The sequence below is a fragment of the Sphingomonas sp. S1-29 genome (assembly GCF_026167545.1).
Lineage (GTDB): Bacteria > Pseudomonadota > Alphaproteobacteria > Sphingomonadales > Sphingomonadaceae > Sphingomonas.
Window position 1 is genome coordinate 1,676,870 of sequence record NZ_CP110678.1, and the last position, 17,866, is coordinate 1,694,735.

Sequence of the window (17,866 nt, forward strand, 5' to 3'; positions counted from 1 at the left end):
GAATGACCAACACCACCGCCGCCGTCTCGAACACCGCCGACACCGTCACGCTCACCCCCGAACTGGTCCAGCAACAGGGCCGGCGCCTGCTGGTCGACGGGCTCGACTGGCTGCAGGGGCATTGGCTGCAGATCCTGATCGCGATCGGCGTGGCGACGCTGATCGTGCTTGCGCTCGCCGCGCTCAAGGGTTGGGGCAAGCGCTATTGCGACCGCCAGCCGGTGGTGACCGGGTGGAGCGGCGTGCTGGGACGCGCGATCGCCAAGACCAGCACCTTCTTCATGGTGATGATCGCCGCCAAGCTGGTCGTCGGCTATGCCGATGCGCCGGTCGCGGTGAACGGCACCGTCAACTTCTTCTTCACGATCGCGGCGGTGTTCCAAGCGGCGATCTGGGCACGCGAAGTCATCCTCGGGCTGGTCGAGGCGCGCACCACGTCCGAGCGGCATTCGTCCGAAGCCCTGGGCAGCGCGATGGGGATCATCCGGCTGCTGGTGACCTTCGCGCTGTTCGCGATCGCGCTGATCGTCGTGCTCGACAATCTGGGGGTCAACGTCACCGGTCTGGTCGCGGGCCTTGGTGTCGGCGGCATCGCGATCGGTCTGGCGGCGCAGGGCATCTTCGCCGATCTGTTCGCCGCGCTGTCGATCATCTTCGACAAGCCGTTTCGCCGCGGCGACAGCATCAATTACGACCAGACCAGCGGCAATATCGAGGCGATCGGCCTGAAATCGACGCGAATCCGCTCGTTCCAGGGCGAAGAGCGGATCATCTCGAACAAGCAATTGCTCGACAAGGAAATCCAGAACAACACCCGGCGCGACCATCGCCGCGCGCGCTTTGCGATCGGGGTGGTGTACCAGACATCGCCCGAAGTCTGCGCGCGCATCCCGGGCATCCTGCAGGAAATCGTCGAGGCGCATGACCGCGTGTTCGTCCGCGCCGGCTTCCTGGGCTTCGGCGCGTCGAGCCTCGATTTCGAGGTCGAGTTCGATTCGCCCGGCGCCGACTTCCCCGCCTTCTACGATGGCCGCACCGCGATCGGCATCGCGATCCTCAAGCGGCTGAACGCCGAGAAGATCGAGATCGCCTATCCGACGCAGACGACCTTCACCGCGGCCCCCGACGGGACGATGATCATGCCTTATGCGCAGGTGCAGCCGGTACGCGAAGTCGATCGCAGCGACGCGCCCGCCGCCGGCTAAGCCGCGCAAAGCATTGCCGCTTTCGTTGCGGTGACGATCGGCGTACCGCGCGGGAATGTACCGCCCGATCGCCGCCCTTTTGATCGCCATGCCGATCGCCGCCGATGCGCAGGAGGCGCGCGAGCTTTGCCCCTCGCGCCCGGGGCTGGGGACGCCGGCGTGCATCGTCGATGCCGGGCGGGTGCTCGCCGAAACCGGACTCGCCAGCTTCGAGCGCGAGGATGACGGCGACCTGCGGACCGACACGCTGATCGCCGCCGACTCGCTGGTGCGGCTCGGGCTCGACGGCGACAGCGAGGTCCAGCTCGGCTGGACCGCGTTCGGGCGCGTTCGCGAGCGCGACGCGATCACCGTCGATGTCGTGACCCAGAGCGGGCTCGGCGACGTCAGCCTCGCCTATAAGCGCAGCCTGGCGAACCCCGATGGCAGCGGCTGGTCGGTCGCGGTCCAGCCCTTTGCGACCTTGCCCGTCGGCGGCGAGGCGATCGGCGCGGGCGATTGGGGCGCTGGATTGTTGGTGCCGGTCACTGGCGAGCTCGGCGGCGGAGTGTCGTTCGAACTCACCCCGCGGATCGACGCCGCGGTCGACGAGGATCGCAGCGGACGGCATTTGGCCTATGGCAGCGTGATCGGGATCGAGCTTGCGGTGAGCGATGCGGTGTCGCTGACGCTCGAAGGGTCGGCATTGCGCGACAATGATCCGGACGGGCGGCGGACCGAGATGCTCGGCGCCGCGGCACTGGCGTGGCAGCCGGGTGACGATGTGCAGATCGACGCCGGCGGCGCGGTGGGGCTCAACCGCGATTCACCCGATTTCCAGCTATATCTGGGCGTAGCGCGCCGGTTCTAGCCACCGCCCCCTCGTCATTCCCGCGAAAGCGGGAATCCCGATGGGCGGCCCTGGCGGCTCCTGGATTCCCGCTTTCGCGGGAATGACGGATTAAGCGCGTCGCCTACCCCGCCCCCTCCTCCAAACTCAGCAGCGACGCATTCCCCCCCGCGCTGGTGGTATCCACCGACACCGCGCGCTCGACGCAGAAGCGCGGCAGATAATTCGGCCCGCCGGCCTTTGGCCCGGTGCCCGACAGCCCCTCGCCGCCGAACGGCTGCGATCCCACCACCGCGCCGATCATCGACCGGTTGATATACAGGTTGCCGACCTTCGCGGTCGCTTCGGCGATTTCGGCCGATCGCGCGATCCGGCTGTGCAGCCCCATCGTCAGCCCGAACCGCTTGGCGTTGACCCGCTCGATCGTCGCATGCAGTTCACCCGCGCGCCACGTCGCGACGTGGAGCAGCGGCCCGAACCATTCCTGATTCAAGTCATCCAGGTCATTGAGGCGGATCGCGGTCGGCGGCACGAAGCGACCGGTCGCGGGCACCGGGACGGTCTTGATCCAGCGACCCTTCACGCTCTCGCGATAGGCCATCAGCTTGGCATAGGCGGCATCGTCGATCACCGGGCCGACATCGGTGCGCGGATCGCCCGGATCGCCGACCACCAGCAACTCCATCGCCCCGCGCAGCATCGTCAGGATCGTCTCGGCGACTTCCTCCTGCACGATCAACAGCCGCAGCGCCGAGCAACGCTGCCCCGCCGAACGGAAGGCCGAGGCGATGACATCGGCCACCACCTGTTCGGGCAAGGCGGTCGAATCGACGATCATCGCGTTGATCCCGCCGGTTTCGGCGATCAGCGGGACGATCGGGCGGTTGTCGTCCTCGAGCAGGCTGCGCGCGATCGCCTTGGCGGTGGCGGTCGATCCGGTGAAGGCGACGCCGGCGATCCGGGTATCGCCGGTCAGCGCCGCTCCCGCCTCGGCCCCGCCGGTCACCAGCACCAGCGCATCGCGTGGCACCCCGGCTTCATGCGCCAGCTCGACCGCGCGCGCGGCGATTCCCGGCGTCTGCGGCGCTGGCTTGGCCACCACGCTATTGCCCGCGACCAACGCGGCGGCGTTCTGGCCGGTGAAGATCGCCAGCGGGAAGTTCCACGGCGCGATCGTCGCCCACACCCCGCGCCCCATCATCCGCAGTTCGTTGCGCTCGCCGGTCGGCCCGGGGAGTATCCGCGGCGCGAGGATGCCACGTGCCTGCATCGCATAGTAACGGCAGAAATCGGCGGCCTCGCGGATTTCGCCCAGCGCATCGGGAATCGTCTTGAACGCCTCGCGCACGGCATAGGCCATGAGTTCGGTGCGGTTGGCTTCGAGCAGGTCGGCATAGCGTTCGAGTATCGCGGCGCGGGTTTCGACCGGGGTGGCGGACCAGGTGGGGAAGGCGGCGTGGGCGCGGGTGATGGCGGCACTAACCCCGTTCGTTTCGAGCGAAGTCGAGAAACCCTGGTCAGCGCTCCGCGAAGGTGTCTCGACTTCGCTCGACACGAACGGGGAAGGGGTCGCGATCAGCGGGAGGGGGGCAGAAGCGATCGCCCTAGCCGTCTCGCGCAACACCTCGCGCTCGGCCAGGTCGATCCCCTCGCTATTGCCCCACGCCCCCATCAGATCCTTGGGCAGCGGAATGCTCGGATGCCTGGTCCCCCCGACCGCAGCGATCTTCTCGACCGGATCGGCCATCAATTCGGCATCGCTAAGGCCTGCATCGGCAAGCTGATGCACGAACGACGAATTCGCGCCATTCTCCAGCAATCGGCGCACCAGATACGCCAGCAAATCGCGATGCCCGCCCACCGGCGCATAGATCCGGCAATGATGGCCGTGCTCGCGCACCAGCCGTTCGTACAGCCCCTCGCCCATGCCGTGCAGCCGCTGGAATTCGAAGTCGCGGCTGTTGCCCGCCCATTCGAGGATCGTTGCGACGGTCAGCGCATTGTGGCTTGCAAAGGCCGGGCGGATATTGGTCGCATCGAGCATGTCGCGGGCGCAGGCGAGGTACGACACGTCGGTCGCCGCCTTGCGCGTGAACAGCGGATAATCGGCCAGCCCCTCGACCTGGGTGCGCTTGATTTCGCTGTCCCAATAGGCGCCCTTGACCAGCCGGACGTTCATCGGGCGATCGAGCCCATCGGCCCAGCCGATCACGCTGCGCGCGCGCTTGCCATAGGATTGCACCGCCATGCCATAGCCGTCCCAGCCGCGAAGCTCGGGCCGCTGCGCGACCGCGCCGATGATCTCGAGGCTCATCTCCAGCCGCTCGCTCTCCTCGGCATCGACCGTCAGCGCGATGTTCTGCGCCGCGGCTTCGGACGCGAGCTGCGCCAGCATGTCGCTGAGCTCGGGCACGCAGCTATCCCATTGCGCGACCTCGTAGCGGGCGTGAAGCGCCGACAGCTTGACCGAAATCGAATGCCCCGCCTTGGGATCGCGCCCCACCGCGCGGATCGCGTCGAAATAGGCGGCGAAATAGCGCTCGGCATCGGCCTTGGTCCGCGCCGCCTCGCCCAGCATGTCGAAGCTGGCGGTGAAGCCCTTGTTCTCGGGCCGGCGCATCCGCTTCATCGCCTCGTCGATGGTGCGGCCCATCACGAAGACCTCGCCCATCATCTTCATCGCCGCGCCCACCGCTTGGCGAACGAACGGCTCACCCGCGCGGCTGATCAGCCGCTGGAGCGCATTGCCCTCCTCGCGCACCAGCACGCGGCCCACCACCAGTCCCCAGGTCGCCGAATTGACCAAGGCCGAGTTCGATTTGCCGGCATGGGTGCGCCAATCGGCATCGCCCAGTTTGTCGGCGATCAGCAAATCGGCGGTTTCGGGATCGGGCACGCGCAAAAACGCCTCGGCCAGGCTCAACAGCGCGACGCCCTCGGACGAATTGAGCCGATATTCCTGCAGAAACTGGTTCACCCACCCCTTGTTCTGCGCTGCGCGCAGGTCGGCGATCAGCCCCGCCGAATGATCGAGCACCCGCGCGCGCGAATCGGGGGTGAGCCGGGCGCGCTCCAAAAGCGGCTTTAGAACATCGGGTTCGGCCATCCGGTGCAGATTTGCCAAAGAGTTACGCTGAAGTGACGGTACGGCGCTCTGCATTTTCGTGGTTCCGGTCAGCCAAGGCTTGCGGCCCCTGCCCCAAGCCCGTTAAAGGTTGCGGCGCGCTATGCTGCAAAAATGCGAGACCGCCTAGCGTGGGAGAGCGAATGCCGATCACCATGCAGGAACGGGCCGGGCAAATCGGCAGCGAAGCGGTGTCCGACTGGGTCGAGGTGACCCAGGCGATGATCGACAAATTTGCCGACGCGACCGGCGATCACCAGTTCATCCATGTCGATCCCGCCCGCGCGGCGATGACGCCGTTCGGCGGCACGATCGCGCACGGCTTCCTCACCTTGTCGCTGATGCCGATGCTGTCGGCCAGGACCGCGCTGCCCGAAATCGCCAATGTCAAAATGGGCGTCAATTATGGCGGCAACAAAGTGCGGTTCCTCACCCCCGTGCGCTCGGGAAGCCGGGTGCGCGGGCGCTTCAAATTGCTCGACCTGGCCGAAAAACGCCCCGGCCAGTGGCAACAGACCAATGCTTTCACCGTCGAGATCGAAGGCGAGGAAAAGCCCGCGATGATCGCCGAATGGATCAGCCAGATATTCGTCTAAGTCCCAAAAGCCCCCTCCCGCCAGCGGGAGGGGGGAAACAGAAGGAACCACCATGCGCTCTGCCGTCATCGTTTCCACCGCCCGCACCCCGATCGGCCGCGCCTATCGCGGCGCGTTCAACAATCTTCCCGCCCCCACGCTGGGCGCCAAATCGCTCGAAGCCGCGATCGAACGCGCCGGGATCGAGGGCGGCCATGTCGACGACGTCGTGTGGGGCGCGGCGCTCCAGCAAGGCCATCAGGGCGGCAACATCGCGCGCCAGGTCGCGCTGCGCGCCGGCCTGCCGGTGACCGTCTCGGGCATGTCGATCGATCGCCAATGCGCCTCGGGGCTGATGGCGATCGCCACCGCCGCCAAGCAGATCATCGTCGACAATATGGACGTCACCGTCGGCGGCGGCGTCGAATCGATCAGCCTGGTGCAGACGCCGCAGATGCGCGTCGCCGCCGATCCCGAACTGCTGGCGATGCACGCCAACGTCTATATGCCGATGCTGCAAACCGCCGAAACCGTCGCCAACCGCTATGGCATCAGCCGCGAGCGCCAGGACGCCTATGGCCTTGAATCACAGCGCCGCACCGCCGCCGCGCAGGAAGCCGGGCGCTTCGATGCCGAGATCGTCCCCGTCACCGCGACGATGAACGTGGTCGATAAGGCGACCAAAGAAGTCAGCCAGAAGGAAGTGAGGCTCGCCAAGGACGAGGGCAACCGCCCCGAAACCAATGCCGAGGGGCTGGCCGCGCTGCAGCCGGTGATCCCCGGCGGATCGATCACCGCGGGCAATGCCAGCCAGCTTTCGGACGGTTCCTCGGCCTGTGTCCTGATGGAGGAAAGCGTCGCGTCGAAGCGGGGCTTGCAGCCGCTCGGCCGCTATATCGGCATGGCGGTGGCGGGAACCGAGCCCGACGAAATGGGCATCGGCCCGGTGTTCGCGGTGCCCAAGTTGCTCGAACGCTTCAACCTGAAGGTCGAGGATATCGGCCTGTGGGAGCTGAACGAAGCGTTCGCGGTGCAGGTGCTCTACAGCGCCGACAAGCTTGGCATTCCGTATGATCTGCTCAACGTCAATGGCGGCGCGATCTCGATCGGCCATCCCTATGGCATGTCGGGCGCGCGGATGACCGGCCATGCGCTGATCGAGGGCAAGCGCCGCGGCGCGAAATATGTCGTGGTGACGATGTGCGTCGGCGGCGGCATGGGCGCGGCGGGGCTGTTCGAGGTGCTGTGAGCTAAATACATAGCGAGCTTATCACGGTTTACAGATTTTTTGTAATATAGGATAAGCTCGCTATGGATCGCCGTCGCAACCCGTTTGCCCCCGGCGCCGGCTCGCCGCCTCCCGAGCTTGCCGGTCGAGCCGATTTGATCGAACGCGCATCGGTCGCGCTCGATCGGGTGCGCGCTGGGCGAGCGGCGCGAAGCGTGATCCTCTATGGACTGCGCGGCGTCGGCAAGACGGTGTTGCTGACGACGATATGGAACCGCGCCGAGGACGACGGCATGATCGTCGTGGCGCTCGAAGCACCCGAAGGCCGATCGCTGCCGGGGATCCTCGTCCCCGCGCTTCGTGCCAGCCTGTTGCGGCTCGACCGGATCAAGCGCGCCACCGCCGGGGTCACCCGGGCGCTGCGGGCGCTGGCGGGCTTTGCCAAATTGAAGGTCCGCTACGACGATATCGAAGTCGCGATCGACGTCGAACCCGAGCCGGGTCTTGCCGATTCGGGCGACCTCGATGCCGATCTCGCCGACCTGATGATCGCGGTGGGCGAAGCCGCGCGCGAGCGCGAGACCGCGGTCGTGCTCGCGATCGACGAGCTCCAATATGTCCCCGAACGCGAGCTCGCCGCGCTCATCGCCGCGATCCACCGCGCCGCGCAGCGCCAGTTGCCGGTCACGCTCATCGCCGCGGGGCTGCCGCAATTGCTGGGCCAGATGGGCGATGCCAAATCCTACGCCGAGCGCCTGTTCGAATTCGTCGCGATCGGCGCGCTCGATCCCGAGGCGGCGGCGGCAGCGATTCGCCTGCCGATCGAGCGCGAAGAGGAGGCGATCGACGATGCAGCGATCGACGCGATCGTCGCCGATACCGAAGGCTATCCCTATTTCATCCAGGAATGGGGCAAGCATAGCTGGGATGTTGCCGAAGCCTCGCCGATCAGTTCCGACGATGTCGCCGCCGCGCGGATCCTCGCGCTCGCCGAACTCGACGCAAGCTTCTTCCGCGTCCGCTTCGACCGGCTTACCCCCAAGGAAAAACGCTATCTGCGCGCGATGGCGCGGCTGGGGCCGGGGCCGCACCGGTCGGGCGATGTCGCCCAGGCGATGGACGCGCCGGTCAGCAGCCTCGCGCCGACGCGCAACAGCCTGATCGCCAAGGGGATGTTGTTCAGCCCCTCGCATGGCGACACCGCCTTCACCGTCCCGCTATTCGATGCCTATATGCGCCGGGTAATGCCCGAATAACGCCGGGCGGCCGCACCGCGGCATGTGAAAGGGTCGATCATCCTCCAGCCCGATGTCATCGCCGCGCCTGCCTCGGGCGCCGGCCTGCCGATGCCGCGCCGCGTCACCGCGATCGCGGCGATCTCGTTCGGCACCGCGCTGTTCGTCATCGACGGGTCGATCGCCAATGTCGCGCTGCCGACGATCGCGCGCGAGCTCGGCGTCGGCGAGGGCAGCGTCGTCGCGGTCGTGACGCTCTACCAACTGGTGCTGGTGATGGGGCTGCTGCCCTTTGCCGGGCTGGGCGACCGCGTGGGGCACCGGCGGCTGTACCAGCTCGGCCAGCTCGTCTTCCTGCTCGCCTCGGCGGCGTCGCTGCTGGTCGACAGCTTCGCGCAATTGCTGCTGGTGCGCGGCGGCCAGGCGATCGGTGCGGGCATGGCGCTCAGCGTGTCGGCGGCGATGCTGCGCGACATCTATCCGGCGCGCAGCCTGGGGAGCGGGCTGGGCATCAACAGCGTCATCGTCGCCTCGTCGAACGCGCTCGCGCCGACATTGGGCGGGTTCATCGTCGCGCAGCTCGACTGGCGCTGGGTGTTCTGCGCCGCGGTGCCCTTCGCTTTGGTGTCGATGTTGCTCGGCCGCGCGCTCCCCGCCCCCGTGCCGCGCAAGGAGCGGTTCGACCTGGCGGGCGGCGTATGGAGCGCGCTTACCGTCGGGTTGTTGATCGGCGGGCTCGAACTGGCGGTCCACGGCACGCTCTCGCCGCTCGGCATCGGCGCGGCCATCGTCGGGCTGGTCAGCGCTATCCTGCTCTATCGCCGCGAACGCGCGCGCACCCGCCCCACCGTGCCGATCGACTTGCTGGCGATCCGCGTCATCGGCCTGTCGGTGCTCGGCGCGATCGCCGCCTTCGTCGCCACCAGCGCAATGGTGGTGGCGCTGCCCTTCCGCTTCGAACGCGGCATGGGGTTCAGCCCGGCCGAGGTCGGGCTGTTGATCCTCCCCTTTCCGCTCACCCTGCTGGTGGTCGCACCGCTCGCGGGGTGGCTCTCCGACCGGGTGAAGCCGTCGCTGCTGGGGATCGCCGGCATGACGCTGGCGACTGCCGGGCTGCTGCTGATCGGCTTCCTACCCACCGACGCGGGGTGGCCCGCGATCGCGTGGCGGTTGTCGATCGCGGCGGCGGGCTTCGGGCTGTTCCTCGCCCCCAATTCGCGGCTGATCATCGGCGAGGCACCGCGCGATCGTGCGGCGGCGGCGGGCGGACTGCTGTCGACCGCGCGGTTGCTCGGGCAGACGCTCGGCGCATCGATCGTCGGCATCGCGCTGGCGGCGGGAATCGGCATCGGCCCCGCGCCGTTCGTGATCGCCGCCGCCTTCGCGCTGCTCGCCGGGCTGTGCAGCGTCGTGCGGTTGCGCACCACCTGACGGAAACCCTTGGGCCCCCGCTCGTTGTGCCAGGGAAACCAATCGATGGAGACCCGATATGCAGGCCAAGCAGGAAGACGACACCGCGATCCGCGACCGGATGTGGAAGGAAATGGCCAAGAGCCCGTTCGTGATGATCGGCCTGGTCGGCAGCCACCAGCATAGCGAGCCGATGACCGCGCAGCTCGACCCCGACGCCAACGGCGAATTCTGGTTCTACTGCAACAAGGACAACCGCATCGCCGGCGGCAGCGAGGCGATGGCGCAGTTCGTGGCGAAGGGGCATGACGTGTTCGCCTGCATCCACGGCACGCTCACCACCGAGACGCGCCCCGAGATCTTCGACAAATATTGGTCGAAGCAGACCGAGGCCTGGTTCGAGGGCGGGAAGCAGGACCCCAATATCATGATGCTGCGCTTCGAGCTGAAGGACGCCGAAATCTGGGAGGGCGACCAGTCGCTGTCGGGCAAGCTCAAGATGATCACCGGCCAGACGATCAAGCCGAGCGAAGCAGGCAGCCACGCCGAGGTGGCGCTGTAAGCTTCTTCTTCTAAGCCCTCTCCCGCCTGCGGGAGAGGGTTGGGTGAGGGCCTTCTTGTTCTACGAGTAAAAAAGCCCTCACCGCTGCGACTAGGGGCCGCAAGTGCGCCCCCAAGTCTCGCTCCTCTCCCGCAAGCGGGAGAGGATAAAGCGGCCCTACCCCTGGTGCGTCGCGATCCATTCCTCGAGCACCGGCGCGATCCGCGTCCGCCACTTCGATCCGTTGAAGATGCCGTAATGGCCGACCTCCTCGGCCATGTGGTACCGCTTGTGTTTCTCGGGCAGCTTGGTCGCCAGCGTCAGCGCCGCCTTGGTCTGGCCCAGCCCCGAAATATCGTCGCGCTCGCCCTCGATCGCCAGCAGCGCGACATCGGTGATCGCCGCCGGATCGACCAGCTTGCCGCGATGCGTCATCGTCCCCATCGGCAGCGAATGATCCTGAAACACCACCGAAATCGTCTGTAGATAGAATTCGGCGGTCATGTCGCAGACCGATCGATATTCGTCGTAGAACGCCATCGTCGCATCGGCGCTGTCGTCGTCGCCCTTCACCAGATGTTTGAACATTTCCCAATGCGAAACCATGTGGTTGCCGAGGTTCATCGTCATGAACCCGGCGAGCTGGAGGAAGCCCGGATACACCCGCCGGCCGGCGCCGGCATATTGCATCGGCACCGTCGCGATGACGTTCTTTTCGAACCACATATGCGGCCGCTCGGTCGCCAGCGTATTGACCGCGGTCGGCGCCTCGCGCGTGTCGATCGGGCCGCCCATCAGCGACAGCGTCAGCGGGCGGTTGGGATGCTGGTCGGCGCTCATCACCGCGACCGCGGCATAGACCGGCACCGAAGGCTGGCACACCGCCAGCACATGCGCGCGCGGGTCGCCTTCCCCGCCGATCTCGGCCAGCCAGTCGATGACATAATCGATATAGTCGTCGAGGTCGAAGCGCCCGTCGGACACCGGCACCTGCTTGGCGTCGCGCCAATCGGTGATGTAGATGTCGGCGCTCGGCAGCATCCGCTCGACCGTGCCGCGCAACAGCGTAGCATAATGCCCCGACATCGGTGCGACGATCAGCAATTTGGGGCCGCCCGTGATGCCTTCGCGGACGAAATGCTTGAGCTGGCCGAACGGGCGGCGCGCGACGATTTCCTCGCGGACCGCGACCTGCTTGCCGTCGATTTCGGTGTGCGTCAGCCCGAACACCGGCTTGCCGCGCGGTGCCGAGACATGCGCGAACACCTCGAGCGCCGATGCCAACATCGGCCCGCCGCCGAAATAGGCGAACGGGTTTGCCGGATTGTTGAGCAGCCCCGCCCCGAAATTCGCCATCGCGCTTGCGCTTGCCAGCATCGATCGCTGCATTTCATAGGCGTTGTAGAGCATTCGGTATCTCCTGGCCGTGGATCGGGCGGCAATGGGTCGCGCACTATAGCGCGGGGTTGCCGCGGCGCAATGTACGACAAAAGTGGGGGTGGGGTCCGCCCGCAGGAGGAGCCCTACCGCATGTCCGTCGCCCCAGCGAAAGCTGGGGCCTTTCAGTTGCAAGTCGCTCGCCTCGCCGCAGAAGACCCCAGCCTTCGCTGGGGTGACGAAATGTGGAGCACTCGGCAGTTCCCCCCGCGCCAACTTCGCGCTACGCCTCTGTCATGGCCACCTCCGCCGCGACGCTCGCTTCTCCGCCCAAGCCCCCGGCAAAGAAACTCAGCAGCTTGCTGATCGTCTGGCGCTTCACCAGGGCCTATCCGCTGCAGCTGGCGGGCGCGGTGGTCGCGCTGATCGTCGCCGCGACCGCGACGCTCTATGTGCCGCGCACCTTCCAGCTGGTGGTCGACAACGGCTTTGCCGGCGGCACCGATCCGGCGTCGATCGCGCCCTATTTCCACCGGCTGCTGATGGTCGTCGGCATCCTCGCGCTGGCGACCGCGGGGCGTTTCTATTTCGTCTCGTGGCTCGCCGAGCGCACCGTCGCCGACATGCGAAACGCGGTGCATCGCAACCTGCTGCGGCTCGCGCCCAAATGGTTCGAGGAAAACCGCCCCTCCGAAATCGCCTCGCGCCTCACCGCCGATACTGCGATCGTCGAACAGATCGTCGGATCGACGGTGTCGGTGGCGCTACGCAACGTCCTCGTCGGCTTTGGCGGCCTCGCCTATCTGTTCGCGCTCAGCCCCAAGATCGCCTTGTACCTCGTCGTCGGTATCCCGATCGTCATTCTGCCGATCATGGCCTTGGGCGCGCGCGTGCGGCGCTTGTCGCGGTCGAGCCAGGACCGCGTCGCCGACATCGGCACGATCGCGTCCGAAACCTTGGGCGCGATGAAGATCGTCCAGGCGTTCGGCCAGGAATCGCGCGAGGCCGATCGCTTCAAGACCGCGGTCGACCGCAGCTTCGACACCGCCAAGGCGCGCTTCGCCACGCGCGCGCTGATGACCGCGCTCGTCATCGGGCTGTTGTTCGGCGCGGTGACGCTGATCATCTGGGAAGCGGTGAGCGATGTCGCATCGGGCCGCACCACCGGCGGATCGATCACCGCCTTCGTCATCACCGCGGGGCTCGTCACCGGATCGTTCGGCGCGCTGATCGAAGTCTATGGCGACCTGCTGCGCGCCTCGGGCGCGGCGGCGCGGCTTGCCGAATTGCTGACCGAACAGCCCGACATCGCCGCCCCGGCCAACCCGGTGGCGTTGCCAAACCCGTCGGTAGGGCGGGTGGCGTTCGATCACGTCACCTTCCGCTACCCCACCCGCCCCGAAGTCGCCGCGCTCGCGGACTTCACTTTGTCGGTCGAAAGCGGCGAAACCGTTGCGGTGATCGGGCCATCGGGCGCGGGCAAATCGACATTGTTCCAGTTGGTCCAGCGTTTCTACGACCCCGACCAGGGCAAGGTGCTGGTTGACGGCGTGCCGATCGCCACCGCCGACCCCGCCGATGTGCGCGGGCGGATCGCGATGGTGCCGCAGGAGACGGTGATCTTCGCCGCCTCGGCGCGCGACAATCTGCGCTACGGCAAATGGGAGGCGAGCGACGAGGAATTGTGGCGCGCCGCCGCCGACGCCAACGCCGCCGATTTCCTGCGCGCGCTGCCGGAGGGGCTGGACACCTTCCTCGGCGAAGGCGGTGCGCGCCTGTCGGGCGGCCAGCGCCAGCGGCTCGCAATCGCCCGCGCGCTGCTGCGCGATGCGCCGATCCTGCTGCTCGACGAGGCGACGTCGGCGCTCGATGCCGAAAGCGAGCGGCTGGTACAGGACGCGCTCGAACGGCTGATGCGCGACCGCACGACGTTGGTGATCGCGCACCGCCTGGCAACGGTACGCGCCGCGCAGCGGATCGTGGTGATGGACGAAGGCCGGATCGTCGAAATGGGCAGCCACGCCGAGCTGATCGCGCGCGGCGGCCTGTACGCAAGGCTCGCCAGCCTGCAATTCAGCGAAGCGGCTTAATATCCCCCTCCCGCTTGCGGGAGGGGCTAGGGGAGGGCATGTTCCCGGCAAAATAGCGCCGTTTGCGACGACAGGCCCTCCCCCGGCCCCTCCCGCAAGCGGGAGGGGAGCTCGAAATGCGCGAATTCGACATCATCGTCTATGGTGCCACCGGCTATACCGGCAGGCTGGTCGCCGAATATCTCGCCACCCATTATCCCGACCGCAAATGGGCGATGGCGGGGCGTTCGCTCACCAAGCTCGAACAGGTCCGCGCCGAAATTGGTGCCGCCGCCGACGTGCCGCTGATCACCGCCAATGCCGACGACCCATCGGCGCTCAAGGCGATGTGCGAACGCGCGCAGGTCATCATCACCACCGTCGGCCCGTATCAGACGCATGGCGAAGCATTGCTCGCCGCCTGCGCCGCCACCGGCACCGGCTATGCCGACCTGTGCGGCGAGCCTGCCTGGATGCGCCAGATGATCGACAAATATGACGCCGCTGCCAAGGCTTCGGGCGCGCGCATCCTGTTTTCCTGCGGCTTTGATTCGATCCCGTTCGACCTTGGCGTCTGGACGCTGCAACAGGCGGCACAGGCCAAGTTCGGCCACGCCGCCCCGCGCGTCAAATGCCGAATCCGCAAGATGCAAGGGACGTTCAGCGGCGGCACCTTCGCCAGCGCCAAGGCGACGATGGCCGCAGCCGCGCGCGACATGAGCATCCTAAAGCTGATGATCGATCCCTTCGCGCTCGCCCCCGGCTTCGACGGCCCAGCCCAGCCAAAGGGGATGCTGCCCGAATATGACGCCGCGGTCGGCGCCTGGGTCGCGCCGTTCGTGATGGCGGCGATCAACACCAAGAATGTCCACCGCACCAACGCGCTGCTGGGCCATGCCTATGGCACCGACTTCGTCTATGACGAGATGATGATCGCGCCGGGTCTGGGCGACATCGGCAAGGCAGCCGCCGAGGCGATCGCCAGGATGAACCCGATCGGCGGCGACAAAGGCCCCGCCCCCGGCGAAGGCCCGACCAAGGAAGAGCGCGAGGCGGGCTATTACGACATTCTCTTCATCGGCGAGATGCCCGGCGGCGAGCGAGTCGAAGCCGTGGTCACCGGCGATCGCGATCCAGGCTATGGATCGACCAGCAAGATGATCGCCGAGACGGCATTGTGCCTGATCGAACAGCCGGGCGCTGGCGGGATCACCACCCCGACCGCGCTGATGGCGGCACCGCTGCGCGCAAGGCTGGAGGCGAAGGCCGGACTGACGTTCGTCACCAACTAGTCCTCCCCCGCCAGGGAGCATCGGGTCGGATCGTCCCCCGGACTATCCTTGACCATGCGGGGCATGGTCAACCCGATGCTGGGGACCGCCGCGAAGCGGGGGTGGAGGGGGCGGATACGGGCGCTGCGTTTGCGGCGAGGCCCCCTCCGTCAGCCCTTCGGGCTGCCACCTCCCCCTGAAGGGGGAGGATTTTGAGGGGAGTCACCCCCGGTAATAGATCAACGCAAAGATCGCCGCCCCCACCGCCACCGACAGCACGATCGGCACCCATTTGCGCCGCCGCGCCGCCTCCTGCGCGTCGAGCCGCGACAGATCGAACCAGTAGTTCCCCGGCGCCGCGGTGCGGATCACCCCGCGCGCCTGCAACGCTTCGAACTCGCGGCGTTCGGCGGGGCCGGGCGGGGCATATTCGATCGCGTCCTCGGCACTGATCGCGTGCAGCGCCAGGAAATGCGACTCGACCCGCCGCCGCGACACCGAAGTCGCGCTGACGATCGCCGCGCCGACATCGGTGCCGCTGCCATTGGCCCTGTTCATCGCCGCTTCTTCCCCTGGTGGCGGATGTTCGCTGGCCGCCCGCGATGGCGGATCACGCGCGGGGCAGCCCGTTTGCCGTCGGTTTCCTGCGCGCCGCTTGCCGAACCCTTGCCGTCGACCAGTTCGAAGCGAAGCGCCCCCGACACCGGATTGGCCTCGGCCAGCCGCAGCGGCAACCGCATCCCCAGCGCATAAAACTCGCCGGTTTCCTCGCCCACCAGCCGCTGACTCGCTTCGTCATAGCGGAAATATTCGCGCCCCAGATCGCGCGCGGGCACCAGCCCGTCACCGCCGACGCCGTCGACCGTCGCGAAGAAGCCGAAATTCTTCACGCCGGTGATCCGCGCTTCCATCACTTCGCCGACATGCTCGGAGAGATATGCCGCGACATAGCGATCGACGGTTTCGCGCTCGGCCTCCATCGCGCGGCGTTCGAGCCCCGAAATCATCTCGCCCACCCGCTCCATCGCGCCGGCATCCTCGGCCGACAGCCCGCCCTCGCCCAATTTATACGCATCGACCAGCGAGCGATGGACCAGCAGATCGGCATAGCGCCGGATCGGCGAAGTGAAATGCGCATAGCTGCCTAGCGCCAGCCCGAAATGCCCGGCATTTTGCGGGCCGTAATAGGCCTGGGTCTGCGTCCGCAGCACCTGCTGCATCACCTCTTCGCGGAAATCGGCCTCGCCCAGATTGGCGATCACCTGGTTGAAGGTGCGCGGCTGGATCACCTGGCCCAGCGCGAACGACAATTCGAACGTCTTGAGATAATCCTTGAGCGCGACCAGCTTCTCGCGCGCGGGCGGCTCGTGGATCCGGTACATCACCGGTGCCTTTTTCTTCTCGAGCGCCTTGGCCGCCGCGACATTGGCGGCGATCATATAATCCTCGATCAGCCGCATCGAATCGAGCCGCTCGCGCGGGGCGACCGACAGGATCCGCCCCTTTTCATCGAGCACGATCCGCCGCTCGGGCAAATCGAGGTCGAGCGGCTGCCGCTTCTCACGCGCGGCATACAGCGCCCGCCAACAATCCCACAGCGGCAGCAGGGTGGACCGGACGAGTTCGGGGGCGACCATGTCCCCCTCCCGCTCGCGGGAGGGGTCGGGGGTGGGACTTTCTTCTAACGAAGCGCTCGGTGAGACATCCTTCCCACCCCCGGCCCAGTTTGGGGTCGGATGTGCCCCCGGCACATCCTCGACAGCGCGGGGCGCTGACGACCCCAAACTCGCAAGCGGGAGGGGGGCAGTCGCGGCATCCACCGCCGCCTGTGCATCCTCATACGCGATATTCGCCGCGATCCGCACCACCGCTCGGCTGAACCGCCAGTCCTTCAGCTCGCCATCCTTGCCCACCCGCAAATGGCACGCCAGCGCCGCGCGATCGACGCCTTCCTTCAGCGAACACACGTCCGCCGACAGCACTTCAGGCAGCATCGGCACCACCCGATCGGGGAAATACACCGAATTGCCGCGCTTGCGCGCCTCGCGGTCGAGCTTCGATCCGGGGCGGACATAAAAGGACACATCGGCGATCGCCACGATCGCGCGCCAGCCGCCCTGGTTCGAGGGATCGTCGTCGGGCGCGGCCCAGACGGCATCGTCATGGTCGCGCGCATCGGCAGGGTCGATCGCCACGATCGGCAGGTGCCGCAAATCTTCGCGGTCATCCCCCAACGGAATCTTCGCCATCCGCTCTGCTTCAGCGAGCAATTCCTCCGAAAACACGTTCGGAATCCCATGCCGGTGGATCGCGATCATCGAAAAGCTGCGCGGCGCGAACGGATCGCCCAGCCGCTCGACCACCTTCACCACGATGCGCGGAGGCCGCCCAGTCTTTTCGGCCAGCACCAGATCGCCCGGCTCGGCATCGCCGCGATCGACCACGGGGAAGTCGCGCCGCTCCTTTTTCTCCACCCCTTGCAGGAACAGTCGCCCGCCCTCTTCGCGCAGCACGCCCAGCACCATTTCCTCGCCGCGCGCCAGCGTCTTCATCGGATGCGCGATCCAGCCATTGCCGGCTTCCTCGGTGCGCGCCAGGATGCGGTCGCCCGGCCCCAAAGCCGCCTGCTTGCCGCCGCGTTCGCGCACGCGAAGCCGTGGTGCCGGAATACCTTCGGCCTCCCAGCGTTCGGGCACCGCCCACACGGTATCGCCATCGGCATCGACGATGCGCAGCACCGTCACCTTGGGCACGCCGCCCATTTTGTGGAACGACCGGCCCGGCGCACTGTCGATGATCCCTTCATCGGCCATGTCCTTGAGCAAGGCTTTCAGCGCGATCTTGTCCTGCGCCGACAGGCCGAACGCCTTGGCGATCTCGCGTTTGCCGACCGCGGTGTCCGAATTGGCGATGAAATCGAGGATCTGCTGGCGGCTGGGAAGCCCGGGGCGTGTTCGCATGCGCCAGAGATAGGGCGTTGCCGCGCCAAGCGCATCAAAAAA

General features: G+C 67.0%; 13 protein-coding genes. 9 read left to right on the forward strand and 4 right to left on the reverse strand.

The features are described from left to right. The first annotated feature begins 2 nt into the window (after positions 1-2). Both OKW76_RS07955 and OKW76_RS07960 read left to right on the forward strand, forming a co-directional pair. Positions 3-1,205, forward strand: coding sequence for a mechanosensitive ion channel family protein (locus OKW76_RS07955; protein ID WP_265552681.1), 1,203 nt, complete (start codon positions 3-5; stop codon positions 1,203-1,205). An 88-nt stretch (positions 1,206-1,293) separates the two neighbouring features. Then, a complete protein-coding gene (locus tag OKW76_RS07960; RefSeq protein ID WP_265552840.1) occupies positions 1,294-2,055 on the forward strand; it encodes a transporter in 762 nt (253 codons plus the stop codon). Positions 2,056-2,158: 103 nt separating this feature from the next. Here OKW76_RS07960 and putA read toward each other — a convergent pair whose 3' ends face one another. Continuing rightward, the gene (gene putA, locus OKW76_RS07965; RefSeq protein ID WP_416221852.1) at positions 2,159-5,140 is read right to left on the reverse strand and encodes a bifunctional proline dehydrogenase/L-glutamate gamma-semialdehyde dehydrogenase PutA; all 2,982 of its coding nucleotides are present in this window, start codon (positions 5,138-5,140) and stop codon (positions 2,159-2,161) included. A gap of 161 nt (positions 5,141-5,301) precedes the next feature. On the opposite strand from putA, the gene OKW76_RS07970 reads away from it, so the two are divergent. From OKW76_RS07970 to OKW76_RS07990, 5 genes are all read left to right on the forward strand, one after another. Next, positions 5,302-5,754: a MaoC family dehydratase gene (locus OKW76_RS07970; RefSeq protein ID WP_265552685.1), complete on the forward strand. Its 453-nt coding sequence runs from the start codon at positions 5,302-5,304 to the stop codon at positions 5,752-5,754. A gap of 52 nt (positions 5,755-5,806) precedes the next feature. Further along, complete coding sequence (locus tag OKW76_RS07975; protein ID WP_265552687.1) at positions 5,807-6,982, forward strand: acetyl-CoA C-acyltransferase; 1,176 nt, start codon at positions 5,807-5,809, stop codon at positions 6,980-6,982. A 62-nt stretch (positions 6,983-7,044) separates the two neighbouring features. Then, positions 7,045-8,217, forward strand: a complete 1,173-nt coding sequence (locus OKW76_RS07980) for an ATP-binding protein (RefSeq protein WP_265552689.1) — start codon at positions 7,045-7,047, stop codon at positions 8,215-8,217. A 24-nt stretch (positions 8,218-8,241) separates the two neighbouring features. Next, positions 8,242-9,627, forward strand: a complete 1,386-nt coding sequence (locus OKW76_RS07985; RefSeq protein WP_322740119.1) for an MFS transporter — start codon at positions 8,242-8,244, stop codon at positions 9,625-9,627. Positions 9,628-9,685: 58 nt separating this feature from the next. Next, positions 9,686-10,168 carry a pyridoxamine 5'-phosphate oxidase family protein gene (locus tag OKW76_RS07990; protein ID WP_265552691.1) on the forward strand — a complete coding sequence of 161 codons (483 nt, stop codon included), beginning with the start codon at positions 9,686-9,688 and terminating at the stop codon, positions 10,166-10,168. A 156-nt stretch (positions 10,169-10,324) separates the two neighbouring features. Here the strand turns inward: OKW76_RS07990 and OKW76_RS07995 are convergent, their stop codons facing one another. Continuing rightward, entirely contained in the window at positions 10,325-11,557 is a 1,233-nt protein-coding gene (locus OKW76_RS07995) for a polyhydroxyalkanoate depolymerase (protein WP_265552693.1), read from the reverse strand. Between the two features lie 263 nt (positions 11,558-11,820). On the opposite strand from OKW76_RS07995, the gene OKW76_RS08000 reads away from it, so the two are divergent. Both OKW76_RS08000 and OKW76_RS08005 read left to right on the forward strand, forming a co-directional pair. Continuing rightward, positions 11,821-13,614: an ABC transporter transmembrane domain-containing protein gene (locus OKW76_RS08000; RefSeq protein WP_265548407.1), complete on the forward strand. Its 1,794-nt coding sequence runs from the start codon at positions 11,821-11,823 to the stop codon at positions 13,612-13,614. A 116-nt stretch (positions 13,615-13,730) separates the two neighbouring features. Next, positions 13,731-14,885, forward strand: a complete 1,155-nt coding sequence (locus OKW76_RS08005; RefSeq protein WP_265548408.1) for a saccharopine dehydrogenase family protein — start codon at positions 13,731-13,733, stop codon at positions 14,883-14,885. A 201-nt stretch (positions 14,886-15,086) separates the two neighbouring features. On the opposite strand, the gene OKW76_RS08010 is transcribed toward OKW76_RS08005, so the two are convergent. After that, positions 15,087-15,422: a hypothetical protein gene (locus OKW76_RS08010; RefSeq protein WP_265548409.1), complete on the reverse strand. Its 336-nt coding sequence runs from the start codon at positions 15,420-15,422 to the stop codon at positions 15,087-15,089. After that, positions 15,419-17,824 carry a ribonuclease R family protein gene (locus OKW76_RS08015; protein ID WP_265548410.1) on the reverse strand — a complete coding sequence of 802 codons (2,406 nt, stop codon included), beginning with the start codon at positions 17,822-17,824 and terminating at the stop codon, positions 15,419-15,421. The genes OKW76_RS08010 and OKW76_RS08015 overlap by 4 nt, the downstream gene beginning before the upstream one ends. Positions 17,825-17,866: the final 42 nt, after the last annotated feature.

What these genes read in the sequence shown, in the direction of transcription:
- OKW76_RS07955 (WP_265552681.1), top strand. Translation starts at nt 3, where the DNA reads ATGACCAACACCACCGCCGCCGTCTCGAACACCGCCGACACCGTCACG.
- OKW76_RS07960 (WP_265552840.1), top strand. Translation starts at nt 1,294, where the DNA reads ATGCCGATCGCCGCCGATGCGCAGGAGGCGCGCGAGCTTTGCCCCTCG.
- putA (WP_416221852.1), bottom strand. Translation starts at nt 5,140, where the DNA reads ATGGCCGAACCCGATGTTCTAAAGCCGCTTTTGGAGCGCGCCCGGCTC.
- OKW76_RS07970 (WP_265552685.1), top strand. Translation starts at nt 5,302, where the DNA reads ATGCCGATCACCATGCAGGAACGGGCCGGGCAAATCGGCAGCGAAGCG.
- OKW76_RS07975 (WP_265552687.1), top strand. Translation starts at nt 5,807, where the DNA reads ATGCGCTCTGCCGTCATCGTTTCCACCGCCCGCACCCCGATCGGCCGC.
- OKW76_RS07980 (WP_265552689.1), top strand. Translation starts at nt 7,045, where the DNA reads ATGGATCGCCGTCGCAACCCGTTTGCCCCCGGCGCCGGCTCGCCGCCT.
- OKW76_RS07990 (WP_265552691.1), top strand. Translation starts at nt 9,686, where the DNA reads ATGCAGGCCAAGCAGGAAGACGACACCGCGATCCGCGACCGGATGTGG.
- OKW76_RS07995 (WP_265552693.1), bottom strand. Translation starts at nt 11,557, where the DNA reads ATGCTCTACAACGCCTATGAAATGCAGCGATCGATGCTGGCAAGCGCA.
- OKW76_RS08000 (WP_265548407.1), top strand. Translation starts at nt 11,821, where the DNA reads ATGGCCACCTCCGCCGCGACGCTCGCTTCTCCGCCCAAGCCCCCGGCA.
- OKW76_RS08005 (WP_265548408.1), top strand. Translation starts at nt 13,731, where the DNA reads ATGCGCGAATTCGACATCATCGTCTATGGTGCCACCGGCTATACCGGC.
- OKW76_RS08010 (WP_265548409.1), bottom strand. Translation starts at nt 15,422, where the DNA reads ATGAACAGGGCCAATGGCAGCGGCACCGATGTCGGCGCGGCGATCGTC.
- OKW76_RS08015 (WP_265548410.1), bottom strand. Translation starts at nt 17,824, where the DNA reads ATGCGAACACGCCCCGGGCTTCCCAGCCGCCAGCAGATCCTCGATTTC.